Here is a 13,700-nt window from a genome sequence, read left to right as displayed (position 1 = left end):
AAAATTAGCTCCTGTTGTGAATACAACTTTTTTTATAATGTATACCCTGCATAAAATTACTATACTTAAATTTTCCAGCAAGTTAACGCTTCATAACTTTGCTAATTGCGATAAAACAGACAAAGAGCACGATTATTCCTATGAAACTCCCATTTAGGCTGCACAAAACCGTTATTATCATTGTTTGCGTTGCGCTGATAACCTTTCTAATGCACGGGGTTTCATATTTAGGTTATAACCAAAGCCAGAGCAGACTAGAGCAATTTAAGCAATTAACTCAAGTATTAGCTGAGCAAGTGGCATTCAGCTTATCCGATTATGTGGTTCCCGGCAGCAAAGATTTTAATTTAGAACGAATTAATGCCAATTTAAATCATCTAGCTAAAGATCACTATATTTTGGATGTCGGTTTATACACGGCAACAGGCGTGTTGGTCACCCAAGTGGGGGAACCCGCCACCGTCAAAGAGCGACTTTCTCTCGAAGGAAACACTGGATTACAGAACTTTCAGTATCAATTAGTGGTTCCAGTTCAAGGCGCCAAAGAACCTAAAGGCTATTTACGCCTTACCATCGATACTGAGTCGCTCACTACTGATCTTCAGCAAGCCGATAACACCGTTAATATCATGCGCGTATTTATTTTATTATCTTTGTGTATTGGCTTTATTTTGGCGAACACCCTAATGCGCCTGAAGAAAAAGAAAGGTCAGCAGCAATTGATTATCGAACCTGACGAAAACGCGGAAGAGTGTGAGGATAAGCCCGAAGTACAGAGCTATGGGACAAAAGGGGCTAAAAATACACGTAACCCCTTAAAATCACCATGCGCCAAACGCCGTAAAGAGCCAAGTCCACATCGACCAAGACGGGTGGCGCGCAAATATACAGAAAAGCAGTAACCGTTAATTCCGCCTAAATTGACGTCGTATCAAACACGATCGGCGCAATTACCTCCACTTTTCCGTTAGTTAACAAAGACTCAGGTGGCATCGGGAACGGTGCAGCACGTTCAATAGTGGCTAACGCTTCTTTATCGAGGATCTTGGTGCCTGACGAGTTAATCAAGCTGGCACTCACTACCTTGCCTTGGTTATCCACAATAATTTTAACTTGAGAAACGCCCGTTGAACGAAAACGCAATGCGGCGCGTGGGTATCGCTTTGCTTTCGCTAATCGTTGATGAATGTCACTTTCCCAGCCATGATGACCACTAACGGGTGCAGCGGCACTGCTCGCAAAATTCGCACTGCTATTAGAAGCGCTGCCAGAAGTTGGCACCGACGTCACTTCGGATTCTTGAGTCGAAACAGGGGCTTCTTCCACCACTTTTTTCTCTTGAACTGGCTTTTTCTTTGGCGGGCGTTTTTTCTCGGTGACGCGCGTCAATGTCCCATTATCAACCAGTGGTGTTTGGGGTAACTTTTCTGCTTTTTCAACAACTTCAGGCTCAATTTCTTCTCGTGTTGCCATCTGCTGTTTAGGCGCATTATTAACTTCAGGCTCCTGCTGCTGTTCCAGTTGATAAAGCCCTAATTGTAAAGAAATTGCGGGGGGTAAAACCCCAGTTTTGGGTAGGTTTGATGTAAACCACCCAATAAAAAACATTGCCAGTATTCCATGGAAAACAAGACTTCCACATAAACCGCCCAGAGGACGAAAAATTGGGCTTCCCAGCTGCCCCACACTGCTGTTCATATTTTGCCTCACATCTTTATTTTTCGCTGATTATAGGCATAATACAAATCAAAATGATATTCATTATTATTAATAAAATAACAATAGTAACTACAAGGTATTGATTTAATTTATAAAGTCAATTTGAGCTAATTATTAAACTATTTTCACTTTTGACACCAGAAAATGACTATCGATAAATCCCTTGCCCGCAAAATCAGCGGCGCATATCAATCAACCTATGGTCAGCTTGTGCGATTTTTCCGCAGTCGACTAGGTAATAGTAACGATGCGGATAATTTATCACAGGATGTGTTTACACTATGGCTAAACCGTAAAGCGCAGGATCCTGTGAAGGAGAACCGTGCTTATCTGTTTAAAATCGCTAGCAATGTGTTAATTGACCATTGGCGACGGAATCATCAACAGAGCCAGTCCCATACCTCGATTGATGAGGTGGTGCACGAACAAAGTTTTGAACAAACTACCGCCGACCCTAGCGAAATTTTAGAGCACCAACAGCGAATTGCGCGACTTGGCGAGGCGATTGATCTTTTGCCTCCACGACGTAAAGAAGCCTTTTTGCTGTATCGCTTTGATGGGTTATCTCAAAGTGAAATTGCAGAGCGTATGGAAATTTCGATCAGTATGGTGGAAAAACATATCGCAGCGGCATTAGTGCATTGTAAAAAATATCTAGACGATCAGAGCAATCATTCGTAATGGCAAACAACCAAACCCAGCAACCAGAAATTACCTCGTCAGTCGAACAACAACGCATCGACGAAGACGCGGCGCTGTGGTTTACCCGTGTCCATAGTCAACAACTCAGTGATCAACAATCTCAAGAATTTAAAATTTGGTTACGTGCTTCAAAAGCCCATGAGGATGCCTATGAAGCAATTGCGGGGATTTGGCAAGATATTGAAAAAGTTCCGCGCCCTGCACCTGTTAAATCGACAGCGTCAAAATTTGGTTTTTCATCGTTTTGGAAGCCTCTCGGTCATCTAGTTGCCGCCTGTTTTATTGCTGCCGTCCTGTTTTTACCTTACAGCCAGCTTCCCTCCATGTTGCTCAATAACATGACGCTGGTTTCCACTGACTCCACCAAAGAAGTGACGTTGTCAGATGGCTCTCAGCTGTTTCTCAATCGCGATACCCGCATTCGAGTCGCTTATGAAACGCCAATCCGCCAGCTCTACTTAGACCAAGGTTCCGCTTATTTTAAAGTGAAATCCAACCCTTATCGCCCGTTCGTTATCAATGTCGATCAACGGCGAATTCAGGTCGTCGGAACGGAATTTGAAGTGAATAAAAAAGGCGAGCAGGTGGCGGTCAGTGTCAGCCAAGGCATTGTGAGTTTTCAAAGCCTCAACAGCCAAAAACCCGTATTACTGCTTGCCGGACAAGGGGCGTTAAGCCCGAGCATCAATGGAAAAATCGCGCTCAATTCAGTCTCCCCGCAAGAGGTGGCAAGATGGCGTTTCGGTGAGCTCAGCTTTGTGGATAAGCCCCTCGGTGAAGTTTTGTCTGAATTAAAAACCTATTCCGACTTTCAGGTTGAACTCTCTCCGAGCAATTTAGCCAACCGGAAAATATCCGGACGCATTAACCTTCAGCAGCCAGATGCCTTTTTTCAGGCACTTCCCTCACTCCTTCCTGTGCAAGTCGTGTATCAGGATAAAAATAACCTACTGATTATCCAAAACAAAAAAAATAAATAAAAAATATTTTCATTTGCAGGTGAGGATAATTCTCATTTCACCCTCTTCTTAAGTAGCTTCATTTTATTGATGACTTTTTAGCACATTTTTCGTGCAGCTTAAGAATAAGGGATATCCATGGCAATTCAATTCACACTCGGCCGATTCAAGCCGATTGCGCTGTCACTGGCGGTCACCAGTGCTTTAGTCAGCCAATCTGCTATCGCCCAAGAAATTACTTTCTCGTTACCCGAACAAGGTCTTGCGAGCGCTATTGATCAAATCAGTCGCCAAGGTCAAGTTTCACTGCTGTATGACAAAAGCCAGCTCAACGGGCTACGCGCACCCGCCCTTTCTGGCAGCTATACCCCGCAAACCGCATTACAAAAAATTCTTATTGGTAGCGGGTTAGAGCTGGTTAACGAAAACGGCATGCTGGTTATTCGTCCTCAAAACTTAAACCAAGGCACGTTAGTTTTACCTGAAACCCAAGTGTCGGGCGTGGTGCAAAATCACCCTGCCATGGATGTCATGTCTGCGCCGCAATACGTCACCTCAGAAGAAATCAGCCAAAAAAATACTGGTGACGGCAATATTACCGATTTAATGAAAACCAACCCTGCCGTGCAGTTTGCGAATAACGATAGCAACTCCATGAACCAAGGGGAAATTAAGCCTTCGCGTATTTCTATTCATGGTTCCAGTAGCTACCAAAATGCCTATCGCCTTGATGGCGTGAGCTTCAACAATGACTTTGACCCTGCCGACAGTGGCTTAGGTGAAACCGCCACGCGACTGAGCAGCAGCGACCAAGGGATTTACATCGACAGTCGCTTGATTGATAGCATGGCCGTTTATGATAACAACATCCCAGTGGAATTCGGTGGTTTTACGGGAGGAACCGTTGAGGTAAACAGCCGTCGTTGGCAAGGTGAAAATAGCGCTCACGCTTACTACCGCTTAACCCGTTCTGGCTGGAATAATCTGTTCCATGATTCTACTCAATCTATCGATACCACCAAAAACGACACCGCCAACCCAGCTCGCTTCCAGAATCGCTACGATAAAAATGATTTCGGTGGCTGGTTTGAATTGGGCGTGACGGAAAATTCAGGCGTGGTGTTCTCCGCATCTCGTCGTAGTTCGACGATTCCGATGACGGTGACGGGTGGAGAAGCCTTTGTTTTAGAGAATAATACAATTAAGCCTATCTACTCAGACTCGGGTAAAAAAAATCAGCGCCGTACCTCCGATAACTACTTCTTGAAGTATTCGATGAATTTATCAGAGAAGAGCTCATTAGATTTATCAGCCAATTACGCTTCTTATGATAGTCGCCTATTTTCTTCATCAATCAGTAATTCTGGCTATGACTCAACCCATGATGGGTTAGGCTTGACCGCTGTCTTCAAACATCAATTCGATTTAGGTCAATTTGAAGCGACCGCCAATACTCAAAGCTTGAAAGATGATCGTAAAAACGATCAAAAATATTCGTTGATGGTTCGAGCAATCGAATTCGATGATGACTACAACTACCTTGGCACCACGGAACGTAATAGTGGAGGACTAGGGGATTTAGAGTCGAAACAAAATACTCATAGCCTGAAAACGGTCATGCGTTTTAACCCGCAAGAAGATAGCTTAGGGTTAACTCACCAACCAACCGCAGGGGCTGAAGTCAATTACACCAAAGGGACTTATGTCCGTGACCATGATTATTTCCAATATACCTACTCTGGAAATCTTATGGGGGATGACTACTCTGGGACCCTAACGAATATCAGCCGCTTTAAAAAAGGCAGCTACTCTGCGGATTACACCAATTACGCTATCTTCCTTGATGACAATATTCAATACGGAAAATTAACCTTACGCCCCGGCGTTCGACTTGATCGCGATGACTTTGTTAATCGCACCAACGTTGCTCCCCGAATTTCAGGTACCTACGACTTATTCGGCGATAAGAAAACGCTGTTGATTGCCGGTGCAAACCGCTATTACGGTCGTTCAATGCTCACTTATGCTCTGTATGGAGCACAAAATGGTGGCATGCAAACCTGTGCAGGATATTTCGAGCCATGTTCGCTGATCCCTGAAAATAATGAGTGGGACAACAAAAAAGACTACGAAGGGATCGATTCTCTTAAAACCCCTTATAACGATGAGCTAACCCTCGCGCTGCAACAAGAAATTTTATCGACCACTTGGCGCTTACAGTATGTTCACCGTGAAGGCTACGACGAAGTTCGTACCCGCACCAAATACGACAGTCGCGATGCCAATAAACGTAGCATTCGTATGTACGACAACGGTGGGCGCAGTTCTCACGATACCGTGACATTATCCGTCAACAATAGCCAACCGTGGGAATGGGCAGAGGCATCACATGTCATGACCGCCTCGTTCACATGGCAGCAAAGCGAAAGTAATACACCAAAAGACTCTGGCTATAACTCATTCGATCCAGGTAACAAAGTTAACCTCAACAAAGTGTGGTACGACGGCAAAGTGATTGATTCATCAAAACTGCCATCCACCAGCTTTAACTCGCCGATTAAGCTTAACCTAGAGATGACCAGTGTTTGGGATGAGTATGACGTCACATGGTACAACCGCCTTCAATGGTGGGGTTCTCGTGACCAAGCGGTTCGTTATGACAACGCTTACTACACCGATCCTGAATATGGTCAGTTACGCAAATACACCAAGCAAAACTTTGCGAGCAAATACACATGGGATACCCGCCTAGGCTGGAAACCTGACTTTGCTTACGGCTTTGGATTCTCGGTTGAAGTAAATAACGTACTGAATAATAAAAATATTGCAGACCGCTTTATGTTCAATGACCGCACGATCAAATCTTATGATCCGGGTCGTCAGTTCTGGCTGCAAGTGAATTACGATCTCTAAGTGATAGCCGTGAGCAATGTCAAACACATAACCTAAGAAATCGAGTCATGAAGACCATTAAACAATTTCTCTATTTAGTTAAACCTTTTTGGGGGCAGCGTGCTGCCCTTTTGTGCTGGGTGCTGCTGTTTGCCTCGTTAGGGCTTACCCTTTCTTCCGTCTGGTTCAATGTCAAAATGAACATGTGGAACGGGGATTTCTATAACGCCCTGCAAAAGCTAGACGGACAAGCACTGTATGGGCTGCTGCAATACTTTGTGATTTTAGTCAGTGGACTGATTTTTGTGGTGGTGATGGGCACCTACCTCAAGCAGATGCTAATTATCCGTTGGCGTAAAGGCATGACCGAGCAAGTACTTGGTCGCTGGCTTTCGGGCAACAGTAAGCACTATATGCTGAGGCTCGCCTCCCAAGAGCCAGATAACCCAGACCAACGTATCGCAGAAGATATCCGCTTACTGATTGAATCCACACTGAATCTGTTAGTCACCTTCCTGCATTCAATGCTGACATTGATCTCTTTTGCCGCGATTTTGTGGACGCTTTCAGGAAGCCTTACATTTAATTTCGCCGACAGCGATTGGACCATTCCGGGCTATATGTTCTGGGCCTGTATCATTTACACCATCATCGGCATCGCGCTAACCCAGCTCATTGGTTTCCCACTACGCCGCCTGCATATGGATAAACAACGCCGTGAAGCAGATTATCGTAGCTCGTTAATCAATTGCCGCCAACATGGGGATGCTATCGCAGGGCAACGGGGTGAGCCACAAGACCGCAAAGAGCTGATGACCCGCTTTAGTGAAATTATCCGTAACTGGAATCAGTTAATTCGCTGTGAACGTAATTTATCGTTTTATACCGTCGGCTATCAGCAAGTGACCGCCCTCGCCCCTGTGTTGCTCGCATTACCTAAGTTTTTAGCGGGTGAGATTATGCTGGGTGGATTAATGCAGCTACGCCAAGCGTTCACCAGTGTAGCGACTTCGTTGGGTTGGTTTATTTTTGCCTATAAAGAGATTGCCGCATGGCAAGCCACCGTCGCGCGTTTGTATAACTTTGTGGTGTTATTGGAAAACGATAAAACCCCAGAGGCCACTATCAACGAAGATAGCGTACCATTAACGGCAAACTTGAGCCTGTTTACGGCAGATCATCGTCCACTACTGAGCACCGTTTCTCTTAGCATCAACAGCGGTGAGCTGATGTTGATCTCCGGCCGTTCTGGTATTGGTAAATCCACGTTACTGCGCACATTAAGCGGTCATTGGCCATTTTTTGACGGCAAAATTACGCGTACGGATAACGTTATGTGGATCCCGCAGCGCCTTTATTTACCAATAAGTCGTTTAGATAATTTATTGGCTTACCCACAAGATGCCAGCCAATTTGCAGCTTCGGATCTGAAATATGCGCTGACCCTTGTTGGGCTGGAAAAACTTCATTCACAACTGGCTTTGGAGACCGATTGGAACAACCGACTTTCTGGCGGTGAACAGCAGCGCATTATGTTTGCACGACTGCTTCTGAATCGACCTAAGTTAATGCTATTGGATGAAATGACCTCCGCTCTTGATGAGCCAAGTGCACTCGCTTTACTGAATATGCTGAAAGCTCAGCTTCCCGCCAGCAGCATCATTTTGGTTAGCCACCAAAGCTTTATTGACCAATTAGCTGACAAGCATCTGCGTTTATCTGAAACAACGCAAAATACCCCATTTATGACAGGAGCCCCAGAATATGCTTCGTAAAATTACCTTGGTCGCCGTCATTGCCGCACTTTTAGGCGGCTGTGTTAACGGCGCACCTCGACAATCTGGCGAGCAAACATTGCTGCCAGTACGCCAAGATCTGCAACATTATCAACTCGATAATGGGCTACAAGTTTACTTACTTCAGCGCAACCAACCGGGCGTTGAGCTGCGTTTATTGGTCAATGCGGGTTCATTACAAGAAACCGAGCAACAGCTTGGTTTAGCTCACTTTACTGAGCATATGGCTTTTAAGGGCACCCAACATTTTCCGGGTACCACCGGCTTTAAACAGTTAGAACAGCAAGGACTGAAACTCGGTAGCCACGTTAATGCGATCACCAGCATCAACAGCACCCTATATAAATTATCATTGCCAAATGCCACGCCAGCGCAAGTCAGCACCGGGTTACAAGTGATGGCGGATTGGGCGGCGAATATGACCTTCGATGCAGAAGCATTTGAAAAAGAGCGCCCCGTCATTATTGAAGAGTGGCGTTTACGCCAAGGCATGGGCTATCGCATTAATGACAGCCTCGAGAAATTACGTTACCACGGTAGCCGCTACGCAGAGCGCAATCCTATTGGCTCTCTTGATGTGGTTCGCCAAGCCCCTATTGAACAAGCCAAAGCCTACTACAAAACGTGGTATCAGCCTCAGCGCATGAGCTTATTGATTATTGGGGATTTCAGTACATCGACAGTACGTGATGAAGTAAAAACCTTGTTTGCGTTACCGAAGCCGGAAAAAATTTCCCAAGATTCTCCTGAATGGAAGCGCTTTGCCGATTCCAACAATATGCTCGTTCAAGGGGTATTTGATAAGGAACAAGGCGCGCGCTACGTTCAGTTTTCACTGCAAAAAAATGTCTCCGCGCCGCTGAATACTCGCCAAGGTCAAACCGACGATCTGATGGATAATTTATGGTTAACCATCTTGAACCAACGTTTTTCCGTGATGGTGGATAATGGCATTTTGCCATCCATTAGTATTAATGAACAAGGGGCAATGCTAGATAACCAGCGCCTTCAACAGCTCATGATCATCCATCCAAAAGGCAATGATTATGCGGGTGCAACCGAAATTCTGTTTACTGAACTGCAACGTCTAGCGACCGAACCTGTGACGCAGCAAGAGCTGGATAGCGCTAAACAAGGCATGCTGAAGAAACTGAGCCAACAAGCTGGTTCCGAGCAGCGTTACAGTAATGAATACTTAGCTGGGCAACTGACCACCGCACTCGAATATGAGATGCCGATGTGGAACAAACGCCAGCAGTTGGATAATAGCTACCAATTAACCAAAAATATCCAACCTCAAGACTTACAGCGCCATGTAGCTAGCCTTTTACAGGTCGCATCCCCACGCTTAGCGCTGATTGGCCCAGATACCGATGAAAAGGCGGTGAACAAACAAACCTTCAGTGAACAGTGGCAACGTATTCGCCAAACACAGCCGGGCCCGTTCACGCTGCGTTCTCAAGCCATTAGCCTGAAGTTACCCGTCGTAGCAAAAGGCACAATTACCGAACAAGCGTCACTGCCTATTGAAAAAACAGAGCAGTGGACTCTCAGTAATGGCATTAAAGTGATTGTTAAAACGGATAAAAATCTCAAAGATGATATTCAGTTTAACTTACAGCTACCGGGTGGACGTTCTCTTGAAACCCTGCAAACCGCCGGCTTAACCGACTGGGCAATGAAACTGCCAGAAAGCAGCGGTTATGGCAATTACAGCGCCCGCGACTTAGCATTGTTAGCGAAACAAAATCAGATCAGCGTTCGCCCTTATAGCGAATTACTCAACCACGGTTATCGTGGTAAAACCCCGGTTGATAATCTTGAAACGGCGTTGCAGCTACTGAATTTAAAATTGACTGCACCTCAATTTAGTGGAGAGAAACTCGAGCAGCAAAAGCAGGCTTTCGCACTGAACTTATCGAAAATGCCTGTAGAGCGCACCTTCCTCGACCATATTAATCAGCAAAGTTACCAGCATGGTGAGCTGTTAGTGATCTCCCCTGAAGGAGCTTGGAAAACCTTTACCGCTCAGCAGCTTCAACAAGCCAACCGCCAATTACTCACCTCCACGTCAGATATGACACTGGTGATCACTGGTGCGATGAATGCCCGCGAACTGAAACCACTACTAGAGCAATGGGTCGCAACTCTACCTGCCCATGATGGCAAACTGGCATGGCGCAACCAAGGGATCATGCCGAAGATGGCGAGCTTTAATCAGCAGTATCCAATCAGTAGCAGCGATAAGAGCATGGTAAGCATTCAATTTGCTGCACCTGCCCAGTGGTCTCAGCAAGATCAGCTGGCTCTGCAATTGATTGATACTATTGTTAGTCAACGTCTGCGTAGCGAATTGCGTGAAAAAGCCAGCGGTATTTATGCCCTTAGCTTCTCGCAAATGTTAGCGAAGAAACCACAACCCTATTATACCGGACGCTTAAACTTCACTACCGCGCCAGAACGCGCTTCAGAAATGGTGACGTTGGCACACAATACCGTTGCGCAGCTGCGCCAAACGGGCGTAACGGAAAAAGAATTAACGGAAGCTAAAAATATTTGGCTCACTGAAAATGCGCAAGTCACGGATAGCTCTAGCTATTGGACTGAAGCCCTCGCACAAGTTGCGGCGGATGATGGGCAATATCAACGCCTCACGCAAGAACGTGCGGTGATTGAGTCCTTAACACTCCCACAGATAAATCAATTAGCTAGTAAATACTTAGGGCAAAATCAGAAAGTATTTATGATGACGCCTTAATCTGAGAAAAATCAGCTCGTAAATACAACGGGCTGATTTATTTTCTCTTCACCGTATTCTTAAAAAAATAAAATTCATACTTAATTTTTGGAAAAAAATTTTCGTACATTATTAATTACTCTCTTGAACACATGTGAAATTATCTTTTTTAAACTTAAACTCTTCATTAACTCTTCTGTATCGATATTTTCTTTAGGTTGCAATAACTCGGGTTTACTTTCAATACTATTTTTTTTATCTTTCTTCAATTCATTTACCATATCTAACGAATAAACCTCTATGAAATCATTAACCTGATTAGCAATATTTTTATGTGTATAACTTGATATTTTTTGCATTAATTCGGATGAATACTTTTCAATATTTTCAATTGGTTCTTCTTTCAAGTAATCTATGATTGCCATTTTAAATTCATTAAACTTACGTGGTGTAATATCTTGTAATAAACTCACTGAATTTATTGCATACCAGACTCGACTTATTGGACTTTTACTTTTTCTAATATAGACTTCATGTTTATCTAAATACTTATTAATAATATTATTGATTTTTTCACAAACCAATTTATTATCGTATTTTTTTAGTATTCCCTGTGCATTTAACATTTCTCTTTCAAAGAGTTCTGGGGTTTCACTTATCTTTAACTCATTAAATTTCGCTTTAATTTTAGACTTAATCAAGTTTAATGATTTATTCGAAATCCCATCAAAAATCACTTTAATTTTAATGGCTTCCTCTATCGTATGACTAGGAAGAATTCTTTGAGGTTTAGGTTCATTTTCACTTGAATCCCGATGATTTAATTTATTTTTTATTATTGAAAGCCCTCTGGTAAAACTATTTGTCTTCTCACCAACGACTTCATTCTTCGGCTTATCAATCACTCCGTCACAAGGTTCCATCTTTTCTATAGTTACATCATTTTTAGCATCACCCTCTATTGGCGTAGTTTTTTTTATTGAATTATTAGATAAATCATCAGCATATGCATTTCGAGTGACTACCTTATCGAGAGTATCTTTTCTTTGCTCCGTTTTTATTTCTTGAGTAGAAAATGGCTGTTCAGTCAGCATAGGAAAATGATTTTTACTTGCTTTTGTTCCTTCCATAAAATACTTATCAATTTTTCTTTTCGCTTCACCGCTCACAGCAGTACCCCATATTGCCTTTATTTCATCCAAACCATTCGCACCACTATTTTTAACTGCTTTTATTTTATTGATGATAATATAGCTTTTCCCTTCGAAAACCGTTGGTTTTTTGACTATTTCCCTTACCATTTCGCTTAATGAATAATTTATTAATACAGAATCTTGCGGTTTAGTTTGAAAAAGTTTCATATACATTCCTTTTTTATAAACTCATTTATTTTAAAAAGAGCTTACTCTTGGTTTTAATTAAGAAATAAGCTCTCCTGAGAATGGTAAAATTACTTTATTAAAAATTATTTAATTAAACTTTTCATAGCTATACAACGATCATGGAAATATAATTCATTAATTTTAGTGCTATAATTCTCATGCAAGTTAGAAAGATCTTTAGTTATTCCATTGCTTTCACTTTTAAAAATGAAAGCATTACTTTCATTACCTTCCTCCTCATCAACTTCCTCAATCGAAGGAAGAATGTCAATATTTTTACTGAGAATATATCTTTTATTTTCAGCTAAATTCATTTCAGCACTAAGATGCTCTTTATTATAATAAATATTAATTCCAAATTTACGATCAAGCATATCGCTAATTTTATCACGTACAGGTTTATTAGCTTCTCTCGTTTTAGATATGATTGCTTGTTTAATATCCACACTATCTAGGAAAGAGTATTTTTTATTAATTTCTATAACTTTACGCTCTATTTTTCTTAGTGATTTTTCTGAAATATCATTATTCGATGATTTAAATTCAATAGCTTCAATAACTGAATGATAGCTTCTAATGATTTTTTTTCGATAAACCATTTCACTGATTGAATCAAGATTATTTTGAACAGATAAAATAAAGCATCCAATTTTTGCATTCAATGCATTTTTGAACCCAGATTTTTTCTGAACATCATTATTTAGGAGAATATTATTGTTCTTTTCAACTGAACTAGTTTTAATAATAGACATACTCACTTCCTTAATTTAAATTAAATAAAAAAGATAATATATTTTTCAATTTTTTCACGATATCAAATATCGCTACTTATATATTTTCCATATGAAAATCGATATTCCTTATATTAATCCAAGGAGATAAACCATTTACTTCGTTGACATACATTGCTTTTAATGTGATTAATATTCTTCTAAAAAACGATAATAAAAGGAAAAATTTGTGAACAACGTAATAATACGTAGAGCCACCTTGGACGATGTCCACGCTATCACACAAATGCATGCTGATTACTCCGCTTATGCCAACACTTTACAGCTGCCTTATCCCACAGAGAAAACCTGGGAAGCACGACTGGGAGCCAATGATCCGCTGGTGACTCAATTTGTCGCCACACTTGATAATGCAGTGGTTGGATTACTTGTCGTACATCAACCAGCTCAAATACGCCGCCGACATGTAGCGAGTTTCGGTATTACCGTGAGTCAGGCTTATCAAGGCAAAGGAATTGGTTCGAAATTAATGCAAGTTATGGTGGATTACTGTGACAATTGGCTAAATGTTCACCGCATTGAATTAGAAGTCTTTGCCTCTAATGGTAGCGGCTTGGGTCTATATGAGAAATTTGGCTTCAAGCAAGAGGGGATTTTACGCGATTATGCTTTTCGTGATGGTGAGTATGTGGATGCGATTGTGATGAGTCGAATTAAATCGAAAGCTTAAGCAGATTTATAAATCAAAAATGCCACTCGAAAGTGGCATTTTTGTATTCAGA

10 protein-coding genes are annotated in these 13,700 nt (G+C 42.3%); 7 read left to right on the top strand and 3 right to left on the bottom strand.

The window, feature by feature from the left end:
- The first annotated feature begins 140 nt into the window (after positions 1 to 140).
- Positions 141 to 902 carry an AhpA/YtjB family protein gene (locus tag HFU86_RS03615; RefSeq protein ID WP_187128741.1) on the top strand — a complete coding sequence of 254 codons (762 nt, stop codon included), beginning with the start codon at positions 141 to 143 and terminating at the stop codon, positions 900 to 902.
- A 13-nt stretch (positions 903 to 915) separates the two neighbouring features.
- Here the strand turns inward: HFU86_RS03615 and HFU86_RS03610 are convergent, their stop codons facing one another.
- Complete coding sequence (locus HFU86_RS03610; RefSeq protein WP_187128740.1) at positions 916 to 1,698, bottom strand: energy transducer TonB; 783 nt, start codon at positions 1,696 to 1,698, stop codon at positions 916 to 918.
- 165 nt (positions 1,699 to 1,863) lie between these two features.
- Here HFU86_RS03610 and HFU86_RS03605 point away from each other — a divergent pair, with 165 nt between their 5' ends.
- From HFU86_RS03605 to HFU86_RS03585, 5 genes are all read left to right on the top strand, one after another.
- Positions 1,864 to 2,400: an RNA polymerase sigma factor gene (locus tag HFU86_RS03605; protein WP_187128739.1), complete on the top strand. Its 537-nt coding sequence runs from the start codon at positions 1,864 to 1,866 to the stop codon at positions 2,398 to 2,400.
- The gene (locus tag HFU86_RS03600) at positions 2,400 to 3,401 is read left to right on the top strand and encodes a FecR family protein (RefSeq protein WP_187128738.1); all 1,002 of its coding nucleotides are present in this window, start codon (positions 2,400 to 2,402) and stop codon (positions 3,399 to 3,401) included. Before HFU86_RS03605 ends, HFU86_RS03600 begins: the two co-directional genes overlap by 1 nt.
- A gap of 117 nt (positions 3,402 to 3,518) precedes the next feature.
- Positions 3,519 to 6,293: a secretin and TonB N-terminal domain-containing protein gene (locus tag HFU86_RS03595; RefSeq protein ID WP_132496133.1), complete on the top strand. Its 2,775-nt coding sequence runs from the start codon at positions 3,519 to 3,521 to the stop codon at positions 6,291 to 6,293.
- A 47-nt stretch (positions 6,294 to 6,340) separates the two neighbouring features.
- Entirely contained in the window at positions 6,341 to 8,047 is a 1,707-nt protein-coding gene (locus HFU86_RS03590; protein WP_132496132.1) for an ABC transporter ATP-binding protein/permease, read from the top strand.
- On the top strand, positions 8,037 to 10,826 hold the full coding sequence (locus HFU86_RS03585) for a M16 family metallopeptidase (protein ID WP_187128737.1): 2,790 nt from the start codon (positions 8,037 to 8,039) through the stop codon (positions 10,824 to 10,826). The genes HFU86_RS03590 and HFU86_RS03585 overlap by 11 nt, the downstream gene beginning before the upstream one ends.
- A gap of 80 nt (positions 10,827 to 10,906) precedes the next feature.
- On the opposite strand, the gene HFU86_RS03580 is transcribed toward HFU86_RS03585, so the two are convergent.
- Together HFU86_RS03580 and HFU86_RS03575 are read right to left on the bottom strand one after the other, a co-directional pair.
- The gene (locus HFU86_RS03580) at positions 10,907 to 12,166 is read right to left on the bottom strand and encodes a hypothetical protein (protein WP_187128736.1); all 1,260 of its coding nucleotides are present in this window, start codon (positions 12,164 to 12,166) and stop codon (positions 10,907 to 10,909) included.
- A gap of 104 nt (positions 12,167 to 12,270) precedes the next feature.
- Complete coding sequence (locus HFU86_RS03575; protein WP_187128735.1) at positions 12,271 to 12,939, bottom strand: hypothetical protein; 669 nt, start codon at positions 12,937 to 12,939, stop codon at positions 12,271 to 12,273.
- 208 nt (positions 12,940 to 13,147) lie between these two features.
- Here HFU86_RS03575 and HFU86_RS03570 point away from each other — a divergent pair, with 208 nt between their 5' ends.
- The gene (locus tag HFU86_RS03570; RefSeq protein WP_132496128.1) at positions 13,148 to 13,648 is read left to right on the top strand and encodes a GNAT family N-acetyltransferase; all 501 of its coding nucleotides are present in this window, start codon (positions 13,148 to 13,150) and stop codon (positions 13,646 to 13,648) included.
- The last annotated feature ends 52 nt before the right edge of the window (positions 13,649 to 13,700 follow it).

This window comes from Providencia sp. JUb39 (assembly GCF_012272845.1).
Taxonomy (GTDB): domain Bacteria; phylum Pseudomonadota; class Gammaproteobacteria; order Enterobacterales; family Enterobacteriaceae; genus Providencia; species Providencia lanzhouensis.
Note: the sequence above shows the minus strand (reverse complement) of the source record. Positions and strands in the feature narration are given on the sequence as shown.